This is a genomic window from Clostridium sp. AM22-11AC (assembly GCF_003473545.1).
GTDB lineage: Bacteria > Bacillota > Clostridia > Lachnospirales > Lachnospiraceae > Enterocloster.
On the sequence record NZ_QUCM01000001.1, the window covers coordinates 371332 to 393011 of the forward strand.

The 21680-nt window shown below is 46.3% G+C and carries 18 protein-coding genes; 4 read left to right on the forward strand and 14 right to left on the reverse strand.

The genetic code is table 11. The features are described 5' to 3' along the window. Positions 1 to 233: 233 nt before the first annotated feature. From DW251_RS01790 to DW251_RS17860, 7 genes are all read right to left on the reverse strand, one after another. A complete protein-coding gene (locus tag DW251_RS01790; RefSeq protein ID WP_147352207.1) occupies positions 234 to 4445 on the reverse strand; it encodes an InlB B-repeat-containing protein in 4212 nt (1403 codons plus the stop codon). Between the two features lie 15 nt (positions 4446 to 4460). Next, positions 4461 to 4772, reverse strand: a complete 312-nt coding sequence (locus DW251_RS01795; protein ID WP_118300035.1) for a hypothetical protein — start codon at positions 4770 to 4772, stop codon at positions 4461 to 4463. Between the two features lie 420 nt (positions 4773 to 5192). Next, entirely contained in the window at positions 5193 to 5564 is a 372-nt protein-coding gene (locus DW251_RS18465; protein WP_279217485.1) for a PrsW family glutamic-type intramembrane protease, read from the reverse strand. After that, complete coding sequence (locus tag DW251_RS01805) at positions 5561 to 6172, reverse strand: hypothetical protein (RefSeq protein ID WP_118300036.1); 612 nt, start codon at positions 6170 to 6172, stop codon at positions 5561 to 5563. The genes DW251_RS18465 and DW251_RS01805 overlap by 4 nt, the downstream gene beginning before the upstream one ends. Further along, positions 6162 to 6512: a DUF4179 domain-containing protein gene (locus tag DW251_RS01810; RefSeq protein ID WP_118300037.1), complete on the reverse strand. Its 351-nt coding sequence runs from the start codon at positions 6510 to 6512 to the stop codon at positions 6162 to 6164. The genes DW251_RS01805 and DW251_RS01810 overlap by 11 nt, the downstream gene beginning before the upstream one ends. Next, on the reverse strand, positions 6499 to 7053 hold the full coding sequence (locus DW251_RS01815; RefSeq protein WP_118300038.1) for a sigma-70 family RNA polymerase sigma factor: 555 nt from the start codon (positions 7051 to 7053) through the stop codon (positions 6499 to 6501). Before DW251_RS01815 ends, DW251_RS01810 begins: the two co-directional genes overlap by 14 nt. After that, a complete protein-coding gene (locus tag DW251_RS17860) occupies positions 7050 to 7193 on the reverse strand; it encodes a hypothetical protein (protein ID WP_182433557.1) in 144 nt (47 codons plus the stop codon). The genes DW251_RS01815 and DW251_RS17860 overlap by 4 nt, the downstream gene beginning before the upstream one ends. A gap of 326 nt (positions 7194 to 7519) precedes the next feature. Between DW251_RS17860 and DW251_RS01820 the strand changes: the two genes are divergently transcribed. Next, a complete protein-coding gene (locus DW251_RS01820; protein ID WP_021868707.1) occupies positions 7520 to 8566 on the forward strand; it encodes an XdhC/CoxI family protein in 1047 nt (348 codons plus the stop codon). Between the two features lie 169 nt (positions 8567 to 8735). Here DW251_RS01820 and DW251_RS01825 read toward each other — a convergent pair whose 3' ends face one another. Both DW251_RS01825 and hydE read right to left on the reverse strand, forming a co-directional pair. Further along, positions 8736 to 9275: a histidine phosphatase family protein gene (locus tag DW251_RS01825; protein WP_021868708.1), complete on the reverse strand. Its 540-nt coding sequence runs from the start codon at positions 9273 to 9275 to the stop codon at positions 8736 to 8738. 60 nt (positions 9276 to 9335) lie between these two features. Further along, complete coding sequence (gene hydE, locus DW251_RS01830; protein ID WP_118300039.1) at positions 9336 to 10385, reverse strand: [FeFe] hydrogenase H-cluster radical SAM maturase HydE; 1050 nt, start codon at positions 10383 to 10385, stop codon at positions 9336 to 9338. A 220-nt stretch (positions 10386 to 10605) separates the two neighbouring features. On the opposite strand from hydE, the gene DW251_RS01835 reads away from it, so the two are divergent. Together DW251_RS01835 and DW251_RS01840 are read left to right on the forward strand one after the other, a co-directional pair. Further along, positions 10606 to 10881, forward strand: coding sequence for a metal-sensing transcriptional repressor (locus DW251_RS01835; protein ID WP_021868710.1), 276 nt, complete (start codon positions 10606 to 10608; stop codon positions 10879 to 10881). A gap of 250 nt (positions 10882 to 11131) precedes the next feature. Continuing rightward, positions 11132 to 13009: a cation-translocating P-type ATPase gene (locus DW251_RS01840; RefSeq protein WP_118300040.1), complete on the forward strand. Its 1878-nt coding sequence runs from the start codon at positions 11132 to 11134 to the stop codon at positions 13007 to 13009. 150 nt (positions 13010 to 13159) lie between these two features. Here DW251_RS01840 and citF read toward each other — a convergent pair whose 3' ends face one another. From citF to DW251_RS01860, 4 genes are all read right to left on the reverse strand, one after another. Beyond that, a complete protein-coding gene (citF, locus tag DW251_RS01845) occupies positions 13160 to 14716 on the reverse strand; it encodes a citrate lyase subunit alpha (protein WP_118300041.1) in 1557 nt (518 codons plus the stop codon). Position 14717: 1 nt separating this feature from the next. Continuing rightward, on the reverse strand, positions 14718 to 15620 hold the full coding sequence (locus DW251_RS01850; protein ID WP_118300042.1) for an aldolase/citrate lyase family protein: 903 nt from the start codon (positions 15618 to 15620) through the stop codon (positions 14718 to 14720). After that, the gene (citD, locus tag DW251_RS01855) at positions 15617 to 15916 is read right to left on the reverse strand and encodes a citrate lyase acyl carrier protein (RefSeq protein WP_021868958.1); all 300 of its coding nucleotides are present in this window, start codon (positions 15914 to 15916) and stop codon (positions 15617 to 15619) included. Before citD ends, DW251_RS01850 begins: the two co-directional genes overlap by 4 nt. A 274-nt stretch (positions 15917 to 16190) precedes the next feature. Then, a complete protein-coding gene (locus DW251_RS01860; protein WP_118300043.1) occupies positions 16191 to 18497 on the reverse strand; it encodes a hydratase in 2307 nt (768 codons plus the stop codon). A 268-nt stretch (positions 18498 to 18765) separates the two neighbouring features. Between DW251_RS01860 and DW251_RS01865 the strand changes: the two genes are divergently transcribed. Beyond that, positions 18766 to 19704 (forward strand): LysR family transcriptional regulator, encoded by a 939-nt coding sequence (locus DW251_RS01865; RefSeq protein ID WP_118300044.1) that lies wholly within the window; start codon positions 18766 to 18768, stop codon positions 19702 to 19704. 76 nt (positions 19705 to 19780) lie between these two features. Here the strand turns inward: DW251_RS01865 and asnB are convergent, their stop codons facing one another. Beyond that, the gene (gene asnB, locus DW251_RS01870) at positions 19781 to 21631 is read right to left on the reverse strand and encodes an asparagine synthase (glutamine-hydrolyzing) (protein ID WP_118300045.1); all 1851 of its coding nucleotides are present in this window, start codon (positions 21629 to 21631) and stop codon (positions 19781 to 19783) included. Between the last annotated feature and the right edge of the window lie 49 nt (positions 21632 to 21680).

The following is a 21680-nucleotide window of genomic DNA, read 5'->3' on the forward strand; positions in this document are numbered from 1 at the left end:
GGATTTTCCTTTCGAAATGCCTTTATATCTGTGTTTCAAATGATCATCTTCATTTTTTGTATGAGATATGAAAAATGTTAATTAAAAATAACGAACACACATTAATTCATATAAAAATAATGTGTGTTCGTCAAATAAATTATTTAATGCTTCATGAAAATATTCCAGGAATATATTACTATAAGTCGTGCCCTATATGATATTAACTCTTTTCATGCGCACCTCTGACCATTTTATATTCCGGCTGATTTATTTTTCTTTGCCATCCACGCGCCATTTTCGTCTACATAATATCCGTCTGGTGTTTTCCGTCCGGCATACATAATGCCCTTTCTACCATCAGATACCTGGTGGAAATAATACCAGGCACCACCAAGCCGAACCCATCCAGTCTGCATACCTCGTTCCGGATCGATATAGAACCAGCCGCCAAATGTATCATCCCTCAGCCAGCCGATTTTAGCATAACCATTCTCGTCAAATGCCCACCAACTGCCATTGATAAGTTCCCAGACATATGCAGTGCCGGACGTACCACGCTTTTGGCCTTTCGGATAGCTGTTATCCGCAAAACGGAGCCACCAGCCATGATCATCCTGCATCCAGTGACTGTAACCGTCATTGGCAATGCTGTTGGCTGCGCCGGTAATGATGCCGCGATCACTGCTGGTCCATCCCCTGATCGGATCTTTTCTGATTGCGGAAGAGGATGTATCACGGTCAGAGGAAGAATCTCTGCCACTGCCATCGCTTGATTTTCGTTCAAAAACAGCTTTCACAACCACATTACCGGCCGGCATGGTAAATACATCGCCACTGATTGTCACGTCGCCGGAAACAATATGCCATTCCTTAAAGCGATAGCCACTGTTTGGTGTTGATGTCAGCGTGATTTTCCCGCCCATCGTTGCAGAAGCCGGAGCAGCAGATGCAGATCCGTTCCCATCGTTTTCTACAGTCACGTTGTAAACAGTCAGGTCATAGTAGAGTTTCAAGGTCACAATATCTGCCGCACTGCTGATCTTTTTTAATGTACCACTGGTAACACTTCCCGCTACATCCGGGTTATAAGTGTAGCCTGTGTAGATTTTCGGCTCGGCGGTAACATTCGCGCCGATTTTGTCTCCAAGTTTCTCTGTTTCTTCCAGCATATAACCATTGTTACCGGCCTTGTAATGCTCCACAATATAGTTTACCGTATCGCCGGGGATAATTGGCGTGGTGTTCCGCGTCCACTTTGCATAGAACTCCTTGTTGCCCATGTCGGCGCTGCTAATCTCCGTAACAGGCGCACCGGAAAAATCGCTGTCTGCATACCAACCTTCAAATGTATAGCCTTCGTGGGTCATATCATTTGATGTAGGCAAGGTTGCACCATTGCCGTAGGTATAGCTTGTTATGTCCTTTCCACTGGCAATCGTTCCACCGTTGGGGTTCAGCGTTACTACGTAGATGTTCGCATTCCACTTTGCATAGAACTCTTTGTTTCCTATGTCAGTGTTGCTGATCTCCATAACAGGAGCGCCGGAAAAACTGCTGTCCGCATACCAACCATCAAATGTATAGCCCTCTCGGGTCATATCATTTGCTGTCGGCAAGGTTGCTCCTTCGCCATAGGTATAGCTTATCACATCTTTTCCGTCAGCAATCGTACCACCGTTTGTTTCCAGCATTACGGTATAAGTCATAGGTGTCCATTGCGCCGTCAGGGAAGTCACACCTGCAGGAACATCTGCACCAGGAATATAAGAATTCCCATCGCTGCCCTGCCAGCAGAAATCAGTATCCGTTTTCCCGATTGGACTGGACAGGCCGGAACTTTCGGGAGCCGTGAAGCTCTCACTGTTTTTCACAACGATATTTACCGTGCCTGTGGTATCGCCAATTTTCCCATCATTTAAGTCAAGCACTATGGTTTTCAGTCCGTCATAGCCCAACGTATCAGCGTCCAGAATTTCAAGAATAGGACGGAAACCGTATTTTGGGAGCGATGCTGCTTTATGTTCCATATTACAGGAGAACGCAGATATCATACGTCCGCGTATTGTACGAAACTGCCTGAAGGCAGATGTATTCGCAGTGTCCTGCCCATAAGACCAAATGCCTTCCCAATTTTTGATATAATCGCTTACATTGGTTTGAGTACTTTGATTGGCTTTCTTCAAAATTGTGTCCCACTCGTTGTTGTCTGGGGTACTGCCGCCATTATCACCATAAGCATAGGTGTGTCCTGCTGATGGCGCACGCAGTGTGTATGCCACACGGTTGTTCTGAAAGTCTGTGCCAAAAATCAGCTTGTTATCATTTAGAATTTTCCAGCTTATGGTATGGGTCATAGTATAGTCGGCAATGAACAGACTGTGCTTGTAAGTATATCCGTACTTTGCATCTTTATCTGTGACTTGGGAAGCTTCCTCGGAGGAGGTCAGCACATTTTCAGATGCAGGTTTCAGCACATAAGCGTTGAGACTCCCTACATAAGTAAAAGGCACATAGTGTCGGGATGTATCCGGCAATGCGTTATTTGTTGAACCCGGAATCCCCGCACTGGATAAGTCAAACCAGTAGGTCGTGCCAGGCGTAAGATTGAACTGCTCACTGACTTTCCCATTAACAGTCAGCGTAATATTCTGGAATTCACTGGCGTAGTCGGTCTTATAATCGCCATTATACTGCTCGCTGAACACTTTCAGGGTATAGGTTCCTGCTGTAAGGTCGGACGGAATCTCCACGCTTGCCGTGCCATTTGCACTGTTCTGTGCGATGCGCCCGTAATAGAGGATATTGCCGCTGTTGTCTGCGAGCATAGCGGAAACATATTCGTTCTTGCCCGTACCCGCGCCGGAGTAAGTAACGGTCAGGTTTTCACCTACCCTTACCAATGTGCTGCTCGCAGAAGCGCTGAAACTGCGGCTTGTATCTTTCAACGTCAGTTTCCATTCCGCGCTGCCTGTGCCAACTTCGGTCAGATTACCGTTTACCGCAGCATCCGTTTTTCCGCCGTCAGCGGCAGATGTGAAGAGGATAGAATCCGAATTTAAGTTAAAAGCGGGACGAGCCGCCCAGTCGTGGTTCACGAGGCTATTGACCACTTCACCGTCGTCGTAGACCGTGCCCGTATAGTAACCAATGCCGGAGTCAGGAGAACGGAGCCACCACACGCCCGCACTCTGCGCGGTGTTTGTTGCCGCCAGTCCTGGTGCATCACAATAATTTCCCACATAGTCCGCCAGTTCCCGCACAGACAGGAAAAATAGCTTGTCGTTTGCAGTTAATCTACTTTCGCCCCAAGGAATAGAATACAAACCACTTTCGCCACTGTCGGTCTTTGCAACACCAAACATAACGGCCTGCTCTGCCGTGGAAAAATTGCTTGTATTGCCTACAAAGCTGCTGCACCAAGTCTGTGCGTCGCTGCCTTGATAGGCATTACCCTTGCTATAGTTACTGTTAAATTGTACGTCAGACGCCAACAAATACTCCGACAGCAGGAACATTCCGCTTGTTGTTCCATCGTTGGCCGTGTCCGCATCCAGTACCCGCCACTTAATAGGCGTGCTGCTATTTCCGCTGTTTACACCGAAATAAACGTAGCTGTTGGGGACATAATAGCTGCCCTTGCCCTCTTCCTCTTCTTCTGTCGGTCCACTGATCCCACCTGTACCAAGCTGGATGGCAGGGCCGTCATAATCCGCCAGCATAACTGCATTGGACTGGGTCGCTACTCCATACAGCAGCTGTTCCAATGCGGCAGCGACCTCCATGTAATGGGATAAATCAAGCTCGTCTATTTCCTCGTCAGAAAGTTCCGCTTTTGCATCGTCAATGGCATCCAGCTGGGCCTTTACTTTTTCCGCATTACCTTTCCTGACTTCTTCCACATCTGGCAGCGCGTCGATCATAGCCTGCACACCCGCCACAGTGACAGCTTTGGCATTAGACGGGGTAGCTGTTTTCATGTCATCATCCACGCCACATATCTCGCATTCAAATTCGCAGGGTGTTCCCCTGGTAGCGGGGGAATAGCCACATTCATCATCATGCTCATGCCGGCAGTTCAGTTTTTTTGTAATACACTCGCTGTCCTCCTCGCACATATGGGGACAATCTTCCGGTTCCCACCGGTCTGCATCGGATGGAGTGGCCTCATCATCCCATATAATTTCATCCGGGTAACAATCCTCGTCATGCCTGTGGGTACATTTGACCACTTCCGTATAGCAATCGTCTGTGTGCTCGTGACTGCAGTCTGTTCCTGCTATTCCCTCGGAGTATCCACATTCATCATCATGTTCCGGATGATGTTCACACAAGCCGCCTGCGTATTCTTCCATAACGGCATCCTTACGGTTCGTCGCAAAAACGGTTGTGGGCATCATCGTCATCACCATGCTGCATATCAGCAGGGTACTGAGCATTCTGTTCAATCGCTTTTTCATATTCATTCCTCACTTTCTTCCTTATCCGATGTATGGCCATTTTTTCTTCCTCCAACGGATACAGATGATCGTCATCACCACACCGGCTGTAAAAGAGGCGATGCCAATGGTCACATACAGATCTGCTCCGTTTCGCAGCAGAACCGCGCCGTAGCCTTCTGCCACAGAAGATATCCCCGGTTCCTGTATGTGCCCAAGCAAAATTCCTATTCCGGCTAAAAGAAACAGGCTGCATACTGTCAGACAGGAGATCTCACGCCATTCATATCGCCGCCGGTATTGCCGTGTCCTGGACTGTATTTTTCGCATCCGGATTTCAGTTATGCCGTTCATCGTCACACTCCTTCCCTTATTGTAGATGCTTTACACACCCCTCTACTTACTAAAAGACACGAAATTTAAAATCTTCTCACTAAAAATCAAAAATTTTTGAAAAAATTTTAAGCCGCCCCAAAACGGGACGGCTCAATGTGCCTTGTTCGTATTATTTTAAAGATATGGTGAACTTAGGAAGAAGGATTTTTGCTATGAAAAGGCAGAGGATCAAAATAGAGGGAAAGAGATACCCTGCCGTTTTCCATCCACCATCGGCTGTTATCAGCAGGTTATAAATTCCATGAAAACCTGTGCAGGCGCCTAAAATTCCGGCAGTTCCGGTAACTGACAGCCAGCGGTGGCGAAAGACATAGGAGATGCCGAATCCGGAAAGGATCCCGCAAAGGATATGCAGCCCGCCCGCAGAAATCCCCCGGATCAGCAGGAGCTGAAGTTAGCCGCACCGTTTTCCGTCAGGTAGCATGCATTTTCAAAAGTTGCAAAACCTGCGGCAATGGCAATTGCCACCATAGGCAGTTCTCTCGGCTCCGGCTCAAAAATCAAAAAGTAAAATAACAACGGAAGCAGCTTTAATAATTCTTCACATACAGGCGTGATCTCAATAGCGGCAACTGTTCCATCCACGCCGTATAGCCACATAAAAAAGCTGTTGACATAGGCACTCAACAGACAAATCCCCATTCCAATGGTCACAAACAGGGTATAGCTTCTGGACCGTCCTCTTATAAAGAACAGCGACAGTATCATCGGTATGGCGAGGCAGAGAAAGATATTTTCGATATAAGTCATTTCCCCACCTCCCGCAGAGTAAATGGCAGCAATGCTACCATGGATAGTGTCAGTGTAATGTCCACGGCAAAATAAAGATTAAAGCAGGTATAATCCTGTATAAAATCGGAAACCAGATACAGAAGTACCTGCAGAACGATGCAGCCAGCCATCAGACCATCCGTGCTTCGATATGGCTGAACACTTTGCATGCCAAACACCGAAAGATACATGTTCACTCCCGCTACGAGTGCAAACAGCGCGGAAAAGAAATAGGAAGGCCCAAAGGCATGGTCGGCAAAAGCGACCACTGCGACAAGCACCGCCGCGCTGCCTGCAAACCACGAGAAGCGGTATCCGATCCTCTCTATCCGCAGGATCTGCACAGACAGATAGAAAAGCCATGCAGCCAGCCAGGAAATCTCAGCTACATAGAAAACCTGCGGCACTTTTCCCATAATGACCAGATACAGGATATAGTATGTCGTTCCCATGCAGAAACAGGCATATGCCAAAGCGAGGATCAGCAAACTCCTGCTTTTATACCGCAAAGCCAGAAAAAGAGCTGCAATGGTGCAAAATCCTAATATGATTATCTGAAAGCTATTGTCAATCAGTTCAAAGTTCATCTTCTTTTTCCTCTCTGCTCCTGCGCTCATTTCTGCGCCGCAGACGGTAAAGCAGCACGGTTACGCATACACCAAGTAAAAAAGCAAGCAGTCCCATGATGATATAACCAAGAGCAGCATGACTGCCGATCATACTTGCTGCTCCCGAAGAATGGATAATACTTCCTGCCGCAGGTTCTGTCATTAGTTCCGGCATCCATGCCCCGATACCCGTAACCAAAAGCAGACAAACTGCTATGCAGACCGCATCAAGCCCTCTCTGTATTCTGTTTTGCTTTTCCCGTTTTATTTCTGCTGTCCGTTTATGAATCAGCCTGGAACGTTCTTCATTCGTCCGCATATTCAAATCCCTCCTGCTCCAAAATTGCCTTCAAACTCTGCTTGCCGCGGTATACAAGATTTTTGATTTGCTGTTCACTTTTAGACATAACCGCTGCCGCGTTCCGATAGCTCATTTCCTCCAGATAAATCAGGTATACTGCTTCCCGGTATTCCGGTTTCAGTTTATCCAGTGCCGCATAGAGCTGCCGATCCCGCTCATTCCGAAAAACTTTGGTCTCAGCCAGGGTTTTATCTGGCAGTTCAAAATCCAGGTCATCAATCCACAGGAAGATGTGGCGGTGTTTTTTGCTATGCCGCAGGGCAAGGTTGCGGGCTGTTTTGTAAAGATATGCCTTGAAGCTGCCCTCTCCCGTAATAGGACGCTCTTTTGCAAATATCTGGGAAAAGGCTTCTATCATCAGGTCCTCAGCCTCATGAATATCCTTGATATAACCGTTTATGTAAAAGATCAGCATATCAGCGTATTTTTCTACCAGCAGATCAGCTGCATTGGTTTCTCCACGCAGATATTGCTGATATATAGTTTCATCGGTAATCACACCTGTCTGCCTCCCATCCGATTTCTACTGGCACGGATCAAACGTTTTTTCTGATTTTCCCGGGATTTCCCATAATTGGTCCCATGTTCTGGAATTTCCCACTTGTGTGAAGCTTCTTTTACAGATACATAGCCATTCATTCATACATCGCCTTTCTGAAAGATATGATCAAGTTCATCATACCTGCTTTATAAACATGAGCAGGGACAATGTCCCCTTATGAAAAATATCCTATCTGAAATCTGTTGCACCTAGTATATGCGAATGTCAGCACATTTTCAAGTGAAGAAACTGGAATGTTGCTTGCCCCTGTTCCCAGAAGATGCTATAATGAATAATATTTAGCAAGCGTTATTAAAAATATATAATAACGAGTTCCAATATCTGTGCAGATATTCCATCAGCATACTGCAGATAGACAAAACGATATGTACTCCAAGAGTACATTAAAAAACGGGGGGTTAAAATGTCAGAAACAACAGAATTTAAAGATGTATACGAAGCTATAGCAAGTGTCAGTCCCAACAGGCAGAACATTCTCTATACAGTTTTAGAAGAAGACGCCTTCGGGGAAAAAGCGTTCTTTTCAGATGATAAACTGGTCTGGGAAAGCACAAAAGGTGGGTTCTTCTCCCAGAACCAGGAAGAAGTTGGAAAACTCCATGACAGCGGACAGGCCACAGCCGCCGGAAAGAAACTGTTCTGCGACTGCTTAGGTGGTGAAAAGCGCCTGGTGATCTGCGGAGGCGGTCATGTTTCCATGCCGGTGATCCAGCTTGGCGCCATGATGGAATTTACAGTGACTGTTTTAGAGGACCGTCCTCTGTATGCCAACAATGCCAGAAGAGCCGGTGCCCACCAGGTGATCTGCGACTCCTTTGAAAATGGTCTTGACCAGATCGAAGGTTCCAAAGATACCTATTTTGTCATCCTTACCAGAGGCCACAGATATGATCAGGTCTGTCTGGAACGGATTGCCAAAATGCCTCACGCCTATATTGGTATGATCGGCAGCCGCAAACGTGTGGCAAAAGTAAAGGAAGTTTTGATTGAAAACGGTACCGACCCGGAAGTTTTAAACCAGGTCTATACGCCTATCGGCTTAAATATCGGTGCGGAAACACCAGAAGAGATCGGCGTTGCCATTATGGCAGAGATCATTCAGGTAAAGAACCAGAAGCTGCGCAGCTGCGGCTTTCCAACAGAAGTATCCCGCTTTTTAAATAATCACTCTCCTGAGCGGCTTCCGGCTATCCTGACTACCATCGTAGCCCGCCACGGCTCTGCTCCGCGAAGCGTTGGCACCAAAATGTTAGTCCTTCAGGACGGAACCATTATCGGCACCATTGGCGGCGGCTGTATGGAAGCAGCGGTTGTGCGCCGCGCGCTGGAAATGATCCATGATAAGGATCAGTCTCCTATCCTTTATCACGGGGATCTTACAGGACAGGACGCTGAGGATGATGGTATGGTCTGCGGCGGAGTGGTTGATATTTTGATGGAGCGGGTGTGATCCTGATATACCACGTTCAAGATAACTGACGCATTTCCACACCGGACACAGTCATTTATGACAAATCCCCTCATCAGCTGTTTATTACTCTGTAAACCGCTGATGAGGGGACTTTTATTGCCATACATATTGAAAATATGGAGAATGCGCCCGTGACGCGTTTCCTGATTTAAAAATCATATCTTTTTATCTCACAGTTTTTGATCCCATAAGCTGCAAATTCTTCATTTGTCATATCATGGAAATAGGACTGCACCACTCGGGCAATGCCATTGTGAGCTACCAGGATATATGTTTTCTTATCTGACTGACTCTTGATCTCATCTAAAAGATTATAAATTCTCTGTGCCAGACGAAGCATAGACTCACCGGTTTCATAGCTGCACGCAAAGGACTGTTTGGCCTTCTTAAAGTCTTCACCACCTCTTGGTGTTGACTCCCATATACCAAAATTCTGCTCCTTTAACCGTAATTCTTCACGGACCGGAATGCCTGTGATCTCAGAAATGTGTTTTGCTGTATCTGCAGCCCGCATCAAAGGGGAATACAGAATCTCGTCTGCCTGGATATGCTCTTCTAATATCTTCTTTCCTGTTTCTATTGCCTGTTCATGACCAAGCTGTGTCAGTGCAATATCCGTTGCCCCACAGATCTTTCCTTCCACATTCCATACAGTCTGTCCATGTCTTACAAAATAAAAATGTCCCATTATATTAATTTCCTCCTACTAAATTCATAACATACTTTTCCACCTTTTGCGGCGTAAACATTATAACGCCACATCTCCCCTGTCTTCCACCAGTTCAAATCCAACTGACTTCACCCGGTTCTTAAGACAGACTCTGCACTCAGCCGCTTCATCACCGGTACAGATTTTATTGTCATACAGTTCATATTTCTTGCGGTCCTTTACAGGGGATAAATTAGGCATTACTACGTTTGCACCTGCCAGCAGTCCCTTTTCTCTTCCCTTTGGATCTGCAGTTCCAAGAGCTGTTGTTGCCGGAAGCAGACATTTTGGAAGGATGATACGAAGAACCGATAATAAAAACAGCGTCAATTCCACGCTTCCTGCAGGCTCATCAGCAAATTTGGTATCATGATGGGGGATAAATGGGCCGATCCCCACCATTTCCGGATTTAATTCTTTTAAAAAGATCAGGTCCTCTGCCAGGCACTCCAGCGTCTGTCCCGGCGCACCTACCATAAAACCGGCACCGGTCTGATAGCCCAATTCTTTTAAATTCCGCAGACACTGCTTCCTGTTCGCAAGACTCATCTGTTCCGGATGTAGATGGCGGTAATGGTCTTCATTTGCAGTTTCATGACGCAGCAGATACCGGTCTGCTCCTGCTTCTTTGTAAAGGCGGTAGCTTTCCTTGGTTTTTTCTCCAATGGAAAGAGTGATGGCACAGTCTGGATAACTGTTACGGATCTTCTTAACGATATCCACAATCTTTTCATCTGTAAAATAAGGATCTTCTCCTCCCTGGAGTACAAAGGTACGAAAGCCCAGTTCATATCCATTTTTGCAGCAGTCTAAAATCTCTTCTTCTGTAAGACGATAACGGCTGGCGTTTTTATTATCCCGGCGGATACCGCAGTAATAGCAGTTGTTTTTACAGAAATTGGTAAATTCGATAAGACCACGCATGTATACTTTATTTCCATAATATTTTTCACGAAGTCTCGCTGCCTCCTGCCCCAGACAGACCACAGTTTCCTTATCCTGATAACTGCCTAATAATTCCATATATTCTTCTTTTTCCAGATAACTCTGGTGGATCAGCTTTTCTGCTAGTTCCAGTGATCGTTTCATATTCTGTCTTCCTCGTTCTTTCAAAACCTGAAAGCTGGCTGCTCCTTACAGTCAGCGTTCTCACAGCTGCCGCCAGCCTTCATAGTAAAATGCATCTCCTGCAAGTTTACTCTGAAACAACACTTCCTGTCAATTCTTCCCTTCATTGACAAACCGCCAAAATTTGGTTACACTTACTTATACTCCAAAGGTTCATCCGCGGATAAGGAGGTAAAATACTATGAGACAGTGCATGGATTCAGATAATCTGCACAGACGTTTAAAAAAGATCATCGGACAGGTCCAGGCTATTGACCGTATGATCGATGAAGATATTCCCTGCGAAGAGATCCTTTCCCAGATCAATGCTGCAAAATCCGCTTTAAACGGCTGCGGTAAAGTGGTATTGGAAGGCCACATTAAACACTGTGTCCGGGACGGCATCGAACATGGTGACGCAGATAAGACCATTGAAAGCTTTACAAAGGCAGTGGAGCGCTTTGCCAACATGCAATGACGTCAGTGTTCAAAGATTGAAAATTCAACGCAATCTAACATCATATACTAATATCCAAAGTCAGTCCATTCAGGGCTGGCTTTTTTGTGTGCAAAAAAGAGCCTTACTCTTTGGATCCTTTTATAATTGCTTCTTGACAACATATACCCCTATAGGTATAATGCAGATATGTTAGGTATACCCCCATAGGTATAAAAGTCATATGCATTCTCACATAACATTTGCAATAATGCAGAAAGAAGGAGCCATTATGAAAGAGTCTGTTAAAAAACTGGAAGCTCTTATGGAGATCGGCGGTATAAAGAAAGACATCTGTTTCCTGGTCATTTCCGGTATTGCACTGATCATCAGTATTTTTAAACTGATCCCGCTGCCATTTGACGCAGCCTGGGTTGCCATTATTCTGTGTGGTATTCCCATTATCATGGAAGCTGTCATTGGTCTGATCACAGAATTTGACATCAAAGCCGATGTTCTTGTATCTCTGGCGCTGATCGCCTCTGTCTTTATCGATGAAGATTTTGCTGCCGGTGAAGTGGCATTTATCATGCAGTTAGGTGCTTTGTTAGAGGAACTGACTGTTGCAAAAGCCCGGGCCGGAATTGAAAAGCTGGTGCGCCTGACACCACAGACTGCAAGGCTGGTCAAGGATGGCACAGAAACCATAGTTGCTGCAACGGATGTAGCTGTAGACGATATTCTCCGCGTCCTTCCCGGTGAGACCATTCCTGTAGACGGTGTGATCCTTTCAGGAAATACATCGGTAAACCAGGCTGTTATGACCGGTGAGTCTCTTCCTGTAGACAAGACTGTTGGAGATGAAGTTTCTTCCGGTACAGTGAACCAGTTTGGTACCTTTGAAATGAAGGCTACTAAGGTTGGCGAAGACAGCTCTATCCAGCGAATGATCCGTCTGGTGCAGTCAGCAGATGCAGGAAAGGCAAAGATCGTTGGTCTGGCTGACCGTTTTGCAACCTGGATCGTGGTAATTGCATTAAGCGCTGCTGCTCTTACCTGGCTGTTTACCGGTCAGATCATCCGAGCCGTTACTATTCTGGTTGTTTTCTGCCCCTGCGCTCTGGTCCTGGCCACTCCTACTGCCATTATGGCTGCCATTGGAAATGCCACAAAGCACGGATTTTTGGTACGTGAAGGGGACGCTCTGGAAAAGCTGGCAAAGGTTTCTAAGATTACCTTTGATAAAACAGGTACTTTAACCTGTGGTACTCCAAAAGTAGTTACCGCCTGCAGCGCTCATCCAGGCTACTCCAGCGAAGATATCTACCGCTTCTGTGCCGGAGCAGAACAGCACTCGGAGCATCCTCTTGGAAAAGCGGTTCTTGGCTGTTTTAAACAGAAATACGGCGCCGTCCCTGCAGTGGATGATTTCCATATGATCCCCGGCCGTGGTGTTTCTGCTTTAATAGAAGGCAAAATGATACTGGCAGGAAATATGGAAATGATGGCTGAAAATAAGATCTCTTTCAATCAGGATATTACAGAAAAAGCAGAAGGCTTCCTGGCCCAGGGCTGTACTGTGATCTATGTGGCTTTTGACGGCATTCTGGCTGGTTTCCTGGCTCTTTCTGATACAGTGCGTATGGAAAGTGCCTCTATGATCAGCCGGCTTCACAGTCTGAATGTAGAACCTGTCCTTCTTACAGGAGACCATGAAAATGCAGCCGCTTCTATTGCCGGACAACTGCATATCAAAGAAGTACAGGCAAACTGTCTCCCGGAAGATAAACTGAACTTTATCCGTTCCTGTCAGGAGAAAAAGGAACTGGTATGTATGATCGGGGACGGAGTTAACGACGCTCCTGCTTTAAAAGCTGCCGATGTTGGTATTGCCATGGGCGGTGTGGGAAGTGATATTGCGGTAGATGCAGCAGATATTGCGCTGGTGGATGACGAGGTAAAAGAAATCCCTCATCTGGTAGCTCTTTCCAAGCGCATGATGACTACCATTAAGGTCAATATGACTTTTTCCATGGCACTGAATTTCCTGGCTATCACACTGGCTATTACAGGAAAGTTAAATCCGGTTGTGGGAGCGCTGGTGCATAATGCAGGATCTGTATTGGTTATTACCAATTCAGCATTGCTTTTGAAGTGGAAATTGAAGTAGAAAAAAGTCCATGCAGGCTGCCAGTGCGGCAGCGGCATGGACTTTTTTTTCAGACTTATAAATTTTGCAGACTCACAAACTTCTCAGACTCACAAACCCGCGCTTACGCGCTCCACTGCCTGCTTACGCAGGCGGTTTGTTCGTTGCTGACTAAGCAAACTCATATGGCTTGACCTGGCGTACAACGTCCATGATCGTGCCATCGCGGGCTTCGATGATACCTACTACTCTGTCTCCAAACTGAACCTTCTCCGGTTCGCCTACGATAGAGTATGCGATGTCACGCAGTTCTTCAATGGTCTTAAATGGCAGGTCTACACCCTTCATTGCCTCGATCAGATCCTGTCTTCTTGGGTTGATGGCAATACCGTAATCCGTGATAACTACGTCAATGCTCTCTCCAGGAGTGGTTACTGTGGTAACTTCGCTGCAGATAGCCGGGATCCTTCCCTGAAGCAGTGGAGCGATTACGATAGTACACTTAGCTCCTGCTGCTGTATCAGGATGTCCGCCCTGTGCACCGGTGATCACACCGTCAGAACCTACAACTACGTTACAGTTAAAGTTTACGTCTACTTCCAGTGCTGCCAGGATTACGAAATCCAGCTTATTTACAACAGCACCCTTGTTAAATGGGTCCGCGTACTCACCGGCAGAAATACGGAAATGCTTTAAGTTCTTTACAGACTCTACAGCTGCAAGGTCAAAGTCCTGAGTATCAAGCAGGCAGTCTACCTGGTTGTTGATCAGCAGGTCGCACATTGGCTTTGTCAGGCCGCCTACGCCAAAACGCATGCGGATATTTCTTTCCTTCATGATCTTAGCCAGGGAAATGGTGGATGCGATAGACGCACCGCCTACACCGGTCTGGTAAGAGAATCCGTCCTTGAAATATGGGCTGTTTACTACGAACTGGGTACAGTAGTCAGCCATCATCAGCTTTCTCATATCCGTAGTCGGCTTTGCTGCGCCGGTAGCGATCTTCTTCGGATCACCGATAGCGTCTACTACTACCACATAGTCAACCTTGGTCATGGAAATATGTGCCGGGAAGTTCGGGAATGGTACCAGGCAGTCGGTAATAGCTACTACCTTATCTGCATAGTCACCATCCACCATAGCGTAGGAAAGCACGCCACAGTCACTCTTACCACCGATACCACGGCAGTTGCCATAGTCATCACAGGTTGGTGTTCCGATAAATGCAATATCAATTCTTGTCTCACCGCTCTCGATCGCTCTTACACGGCCACCGTGGGAACGCATGATTGCAAGTCCCTTTAATTTACCTGCAGAGATTGCTTCACCGATCTTACCGCGGACACCGGAGGACTGGATATTGGTAATGGTTCCGTCTTCGATATAAGGAACGATCGGGTCATGTGCCTTACCAAGAGAACTTGCGCAGATGGTGATATCCTTGATACCCATCTTATGAACTTCTTCCATGACCATATTTACGATATAGTCACCATCACGGAAATGATGATGGAAGCCTAAAGTCATGCCGTCCTTGATGCCGCATTTTATCAGCACATCATGGATGTTGGCAACCAGCTTGCTCTGTGTATTGTTTACCACACATTTTGTATACGGGCCGTCCTTTTTGTATACATATCCGTCCCTGTAATGATTTCCCTGGAATACCTCTTTACCGGTCATCTCCAGGATCTCTTCTGGTATATCTCTTCCAACTGCATTTATCATTTTACAGATCCCCCTTATATACGCCTGATGCCTTGGCAAGTTCGATGGTTCTCTTTGCGCCGTCATAGAATGCAATGTCGATCATCTTGCCGTCTACAGTGAATACGCCGATACCCAGTTTCTTCTTTTCGTCGATCTCCTTAACTACTTTCTCAGCAAAAATGATATCCTTCTGGGTTGGTGTGAAGATCTCATGTACAATGTTGATCTGACGTGGGTTGATAATGGATTTTCCATCAAATCCCATTAAATGGATGGTCTCTACGTCGTGACGGAAACCTTCCATGTCATCCAGGTTTGTGTATACAGTATCAAAACACTGTACACCAGCTGCACGGGCTGCGATGATCATGTTCTGGCGTGCACCCATCAGTTCAAGACCGGTACCGGTAATGTGTGTCTGTAAGTCCTTTGTATAGTCACCACCGGAAAGAGCGATACCAAACAGTCTCTCAGATGCTTCGCAGATATCCAGGGCTTTCATAACACCTCTTGCAGACTCGATCGCTGCCATGATCAGTGTGTGGCCTTCCGGGATACCGTACTTCTTTTCGCACTCTTCTACTACAGCTTCTACTCTCTGTACATCCAGTGCGCTTTCTGTCTTAGGGATACGGATGGCATCACAGCCGCCTGCTACTGCACAGCGGATATCTTCTTCCCAATATGGGGTGTCAAGGCCATTGATACGGACAACTCTCTCACAACCTCTGTAGTTGATCTCTTTTAATGCGTGATACAGAGAGAAACGTGCTGCATCTTTCTGGTTCTCAGCAACTGCATCCTCCAGATCCAGCATAATGGAGTCTGGTTTGTAGATATATGGGTCTTTGATCAGACCTGGCTTCTGTGCATTTAAGAACATCATGGTTCTTCTTAAACGTTTCTTATTCGCATTGATCATCTTATTGCACCTCCCCACGGAATGTCCTCGATCTGGTCTACAGAACGGAATACCGCACCTTCTACTCTTGCCTTAATGGTGCAGTCTAAAGCGCCCTTATCCACCACTGAGATTTTTACATCCTTTACATCCAGGTTCTCCAGTGTCTGAAGGACTACCTTGCGGATCTGGTTGCCATACTGATTGATGACAGCACTTTCCAGGCTAAATTCCACAGAACCATTTCCCGGTTCTACGGTTACCTGACAGTCACTGGATTCCAGAGTTCCTGCCATGGCCGGTTTCTTGATCTCCATCTTTATTTCCTCCTATTTTTAACGATGTCTTTTCAACATCTTTTTGTTACCCCCGCATCTGTGCAAAAGCATTTTCAAACGGGCACTGCCACACATTTTCCAGATCATTTTGAATCAGGAAAATATGTGGCACTGTGTTTATCTTTAAACTCACGAACCCGCGCTATCGCGCTCTACTGCCTGCTACCGCAGGCTGTTCGTTCGTTAATGGCCCAAGAAAAACAAATGTCTGCTTCGCAGCCGCTTGTTTTTCTTTTGGGCACATTACATTATACTACTTTAAGCCTTTTCTTGCACGGTTATAATTGATCAGACAGCCTGCTTTTACGATCTTTCTTTCATCTGCAGTCATATCTGCCACGTACAGACTGATCTCTTTTACCGCCTTGGTATCTGCATTGATCACATAAGCCTTAATGTCTTTTAAATCACTATCCAGTGCTGCTTTTGCACCTGGAACGTAGATATAGTCTCCTACTTCAAACTCAGGCTCTTCTACCATCTGGAATGGGATCATTCCCCAGTTCATTACATTAGAACGATAACGCTTGGTTGCGTATTCTTTTGTGATGTTTGCAAGTCCGCCGATGACTCTCTGGCAGCTTGCAGCCTGTTCTCTTGCAGAACCATCACCAGGCTTTACAGCATAGATCATGCTTCCGATCTCTGTTTCCATTTCATTTACATTTTCCTGACCGGAAATGGTATGGATGGCATCAAATACCCCATTCAGGTCTGCATCTAACTCTGATGGCTTCTGTCCTGCTGTTCTTGCCTTCTCTAATTTGTCTACCGCCTTGCTCTTTCCTACGTATTCAGGATCTCTTCTGGATAATGTAAACTCAGCCAGTCCTAATGGGTTGGAACGATAGGAAGAGGTCTCACCAGATGGGATCAGCTCATCGGTCGTGGTTACTTCGTCCATGATCTTGGAGCATACCTTTAAGAGGATATTGTCAGTTAATGGGCTCATTTCCGGCCAGTCCTTGATATTTGGACCATATACCAGGCTGTCCTCCTCATGAGGTGCTCTGTAACCATTGTATACACGGCGGTCATAAACAGTCTTATCAAAGTTGTATTCAGGAACATCGCCCCAGCAGTCTAAGTCGGTAGCTGGTGTAAGGATACCGCCGTTTGCTGCAGTTGCTGCGATAGAACGTGCATCCATTAATGCTACTGCTGACATCTGGCCGTTTCCTGGCTTGCTGCCTTCCCGGTTCGGGAAGTTTCTGGTTGTATGACGGATACTTAAGCCATTGTTGCAAGGTGTATCACCGGCGCCGAAGCATGGTCCGCAGAATGCGGTTCTGATGATAGCGCCTGCTTCCATCAGATCTGCGATCAGGCCCTTTCTTACCAGGTCGATAAATACAGGCTGGGAAGAAGGATATACAGCCAGTGAGAATTCGCCATCGCCGCAGCTCTTTCCCTTTAATGCATGTGCTGCTTCTACTACGTTGGTGAAATTACCGCCTGCACAGCCAGCGATAATTCCCTGCTGTACTCTTAAACGTCCGTTTTCGATCTTATCAGTCAGTGTAAATGGAGCTCTTCCGCCGCTGACTTTCTCAGCTTCTTTCTCTACGCTTCTTAAGATATCGCCCAGGTTTGCATTTAACTCATCAATCTCATATGTATTGCTTGGATGGAACGGAAGGGCGATCATTGGCTTGATGGTGCTTAAATCTACGTAAACACAGCCATCATAGTAAGCTACATCTGCCGGATTTAATTCCTTGTAAGCATCTCCTCTGCCATGAGCAGTTAAAAATGCCTTTGTATCTTCATCAGTGCGCCAGATAGATGTTAAGCAGGTAGTTTCTGTTGTCATAACATCTACGCCGTTTCTGTAGTCGGTTGTCATAGAAGCAACACCAGGTCCTACAAATTCCATTACTTTATTCTTTACATAACCCTTCTTGAATACTGCGCCGATAATAGAAAGTGCCACGTCCTGAGGTCCGATGCCAGGTCCCGGCTTTCCGGTAAGGTAAATTGCAACAACACCTGGATAAGCAACATCATATGTATCACATAACAGCTGTTTTACCAGCTCGCCGCCGCCTTCACCGATAGCCATGGTTCCTAATGCACCGTAGCGAGTGTGGGAGTCAGAACCTAAGATCATGCGTCCGCAGCCTGCATGCATTTCACGCATGTACTGATGGATAACTGCAATGTGAGGTGGAACATAGATGCCGCCATACTTCTTTGCTGCGGAAAGACCAAACATGTGGTCATCTTCGTTGATGGTTCCGCCTACTGCACAAAGGGAGTTGTGGCAGTTGGTCAGTACATATGGCAGTGGGAATTTTTCCATTCCGGATGCCTTTGCTGTCTGGACAATACCAACGAATGTGATATCATGGGATGCCATTGCATCGAATTTAAGTTTTAAGTGCTCCATATCTCCTGAAGTGTTGTGGGCACTTAAAATGGAACAGGCCATTGTGCCTTTCTTTGCTTCTTCTTTATTTGCTGCTTTTCCTGTAAGAGCCTGTACTTTTGCTGCCTCAGACTCCGGTACGATCTCGGTGCCGTTTACAAGGTAGATGCCCTCATCATATAACTTTACCATAATGTTTCTTCTCCTTTTCTGTTCTTGAATGGTTATTGACCATCCTCTCCCGGAGGAGCTGGTCTTTTATTATCTGCTTCTTAAGTTTGTTTCTTTTTGTTTCTGAATTAACTATACACCTCTTTACTTTTATAGGCAAATACTATATATATAATAACAGATATACATTTTTACCTATGCGATAGCGAACCTCCTGCGTCAGCAGGCAAATAAGCGAGCAAACGCGCGTTCGCGAGTATAACACCAAGTACATACAAGGAGGCTCCCCATGACCAGCCGTGAATTAGAATACATAAAAACAGTAGCAGATGAAAAAAGCATCTCCTCTGCTGCCAGAAAACTTTACATCGCCCAGCCGTCCCTAAGCCAGTCTTTACAGAGGATCGAGGAAAATCTGGGGGCAAAACTTTTTAACAGGACGCCTTCCGGCCTGACACTGACCTATGCAGGAGAGCGCTGCTATCAGATGGCCTGCCAGGTTCTTAAGATCTACAGTGATTTTGAAGCAGAGATCAGCGACATCAACCAGTTAAAAACCGGACGTATCGTAATGGGGACTACCAACCATTTAGGTACTGTCATCCTCCCTGAAATACTGCTGGAATTTAAGGAAAACAGCCCTTCTGTTGAACTGGAGATCCTGGAGGACAATACGGGAAATCTGGAAGCAAAACTTCTTACCGGCGCTATGGATTTTGCTCTTCTCCATGCCCCGAAGCTGGCTCCAAATCCTTTATTAAATTATGAATTTCTCTCAGAGGATCCTTTTGTCATAGCACTTGCTGCCGGACATCCCCTGATCGAAAAGGCGCAAAAAAAACCGGGATATCTCTTCCCGGTTTTAGATGTACGTTTATTGAAAAATGAACCTTTGATCCTGCTCCATCCCCAGCAGCGCATCCGTCATGTATCGGACGCCATACTGGCAAAAGCAAAGATTACGCCAAATATCGTGCTGACGATAAAGAATTACGAGACAGCCCAGCGTCTGGCCGGTCAGGGCATTGGCATTACCTTTCTGCCTATGGATTACGCCGCCCTGACCTATGCAGACCATCCGCCGGTGTTATTATCCATTGATGAGTCCTACAGCCCCAGCTGGGATCTGAGTATTGCCACCTTAAAGGGCGGATTTTTGTCCAGAGCGGATCAGTATTTCCTGGAACTGGTACGGCAGACATTTGCCCAGGAACCTAATGACAAATAGTACATCCGGAATTTTTCTCCTCTCATTCCTGTACCTGCCAATATGCAACGCTCCCGCCCACAAGGGCGGGATGCTATCACACGATCTCAATATTATACTTCTTCAACCAATAATCCACCTGTATCATATAAGCCAGCATCTGCGGCCCCGCCATCAGCTGACCATACCATGGCTTTCCATAATCTGAGGGGCTTTCCAGGAATTTCTCTGTTTTGGCCTTATCCAGAAACTGCAATACAGGTGAGGTATTGTCTTCTAAAATCTCACGCACCCGGCCCACCAGCAGCGCCTCATAAGCTCTGTCATAGGTCTTTGGATACGGGGATTTTCTGCGCCACAGCACTTCATCCGGCAGCAGACCTTTTCCAGACTCTCTTAGCAGATGTTTTGCCACCCCATCCCTTGTTTTCATGTACCATGGCACATTCCACAGATATTCTACAATGCGGTGGTCTGCAAAAGGCACTCTTGCTTCCAGTCCGGAATGCATGCTGGTACGGTCCATACGGTCTAATAATGTCTGCATAAACCATCTCAGGTTCAGCCACGCGATCTCACGGCGGCGAGCTTCTTCTGGTGTATCCTCTGCCAGTCTGGGTGTTTCTGCTACTGACTTTTCATAAGTTGCCTGCACATATTCATCCATGTGAAGTTCCCGGATGAAATCATCAGAAAGCAGCACCTTTCTGGCTGAAAGATCCATAGTCCATGGAAATGTTTTCGCCTCAAAGCACTCTTTTTTGTGAAACCATGGATAGCCCCCAAATATCTCATCTGCACATTCCCCGGTCAGAGCCACCTTATGGGTACGGCTGACCTGGGAGCAGAAATACAACAAAGATGAGTCTACATCTGCCATGGCAGGCAGATCTCTGGCTTCTACAGACGTATAAAGCAGATCCGCCTGGGTCACATTGTCACATTCCAGATAATGATGATCTGAACCTAAATATTTCACCATAATGTCCACAAAAGGCCGGTCCATAGACGGCTGGAAGGCATTGGCAGTAAAATATTTGTGGTTATCCTTAAAATCAAAAGAAAAGGTAGTCAGCTGTTTATTTTTCTTCTTCAGTTCTGCGCTGCACACTGCTGATACCAGGCTGCTGTCCACACCACCGGACAAAAAGGTACACACAGGAACATCGGAAATGATCTGGCGGCGGATGGCATCCCGGACCAGAAATGCCGTCTTTTCTACCGTTTGCTCGTAACTGTCCGTATGAGGCTTACTCTCTAATTTCCAGTAACATTCTGTATGCAGACCTGCTGCATTGCATACAAGATAGTGGGCCGGAAGGAGTTCTTCTATGTCCTTGAAAACGCCGCATCCATAGGTTTTCGCAGGCCCGATGCTGAATATCTCGTTTAAACCCTTTTTATCCAGTTTTGGCGTAACACCCGGATATGCGAAAAGTCCCTTGATCTCAGAGGAAAAAATGACCTGGTCATGAAAACAGGTATAAAATAATGGCTTTACTCCCAGACGGTCACGGAACAGCACCAGGCAGTCTTTTACCGGGTCCATGATCCCGAAAGCGAATATGCCGTTCATCTGCTTTACAAAATCCGGACCGTATTCCATATATCCTGTAAGGACCACTTCTGTGTCGCCGGTAGTGGAAAATTCCCAGCCTTTTTTCAGTAAATCTTCTTTCAACTCTGTGGTATTATACAGTTCCCCGTTGTATACGATCCCAAAGGTCTTATCTCCTGTTTTTTTAAGGATTGGCTGACGGCCGGAAACCAGATCCCGCACCGACAGTCTCACATGGGCTAACCCAAAATGAGAGTCCAGATAATTTCCCTGTTCATCCGGCCCACGATGCTTCTGCACTTTTTCCATATCTTCCAGTATCTGACGGTAGTGATCTTCCTCTGTGAGATAGTCAAAATGACTCTGATAAAATCCGGCGATCCCGCACATATGATAACCTCCTCTTAAACTCAGGTTCACACGCTATCGCGCCCTACTG

Coding starts and splice junctions, on each gene's coding strand:
- hydE (WP_118300039.1), bottom strand. CDS start 10,385: ATGAAACGATCACTGGAACTAGCAGAAAAGCTGATCCACCAGAGTTAT.
- DW251_RS01810 (WP_118300037.1), bottom strand. CDS start 6,512: ATGCGGACGAATGAAGAACGTTCCAGGCTGATTCATAAACGGACAGCA.
- DW251_RS01820 (WP_021868707.1), top strand. CDS start 7,520: ATGTCAGAAACAACAGAATTTAAAGATGTATACGAAGCTATAGCAAGT.
- DW251_RS01840 (WP_118300040.1), top strand. CDS start 11,132: ATGAAAGAGTCTGTTAAAAAACTGGAAGCTCTTATGGAGATCGGCGGT.
- DW251_RS01790 (WP_147352207.1), bottom strand. CDS start 4,445: ATGAATATGAAAAAGCGATTGAACAGAATGCTCAGTACCCTGCTGATA.
- DW251_RS18465 (WP_279217485.1), bottom strand. CDS start 5,564: ATGACTTATATCGAAAATATCTTTCTCTGCCTCGCCATACCGATGATA.
- DW251_RS17860 (WP_182433557.1), bottom strand. CDS start 7,193: ATGAATGGCTATGTATCTGTAAAAGAAGCTTCACACAAGTGGGAAATT.
- DW251_RS01835 (WP_021868710.1), top strand. CDS start 10,606: ATGAGACAGTGCATGGATTCAGATAATCTGCACAGACGTTTAAAAAAG.
- DW251_RS01850 (WP_118300042.1), bottom strand. CDS start 15,620: ATGATCAATGCGAATAAGAAACGTTTAAGAAGAACCATGATGTTCTTA.
- citD (WP_021868958.1), bottom strand. CDS start 15,916: ATGGAGATCAAGAAACCGGCCATGGCAGGAACTCTGGAATCCAGTGAC.
- DW251_RS01860 (WP_118300043.1), bottom strand. CDS start 18,497: ATGGTAAAGTTATATGATGAGGGCATCTACCTTGTAAACGGCACCGAG.
- DW251_RS01825 (WP_021868708.1), bottom strand. CDS start 9,275: ATGGGACATTTTTATTTTGTAAGACATGGACAGACTGTATGGAATGTG.
- DW251_RS01865 (WP_118300044.1), top strand. CDS start 18,766: ATGACCAGCCGTGAATTAGAATACATAAAAACAGTAGCAGATGAAAAA.
- citF (WP_118300041.1), bottom strand. CDS start 14,716: ATGATAAATGCAGTTGGAAGAGATATACCAGAAGAGATCCTGGAGATG.
- asnB (WP_118300045.1), bottom strand. CDS start 21,631: ATGTGCGGGATCGCCGGATTTTATCAGAGTCATTTTGACTATCTCACA.
- DW251_RS01795 (WP_118300035.1), bottom strand. CDS start 4,772: ATGAACGGCATAACTGAAATCCGGATGCGAAAAATACAGTCCAGGACA.
- DW251_RS01805 (WP_118300036.1), bottom strand. CDS start 6,172: ATGAACTTTGAACTGATTGACAATAGCTTTCAGATAATCATATTAGGA.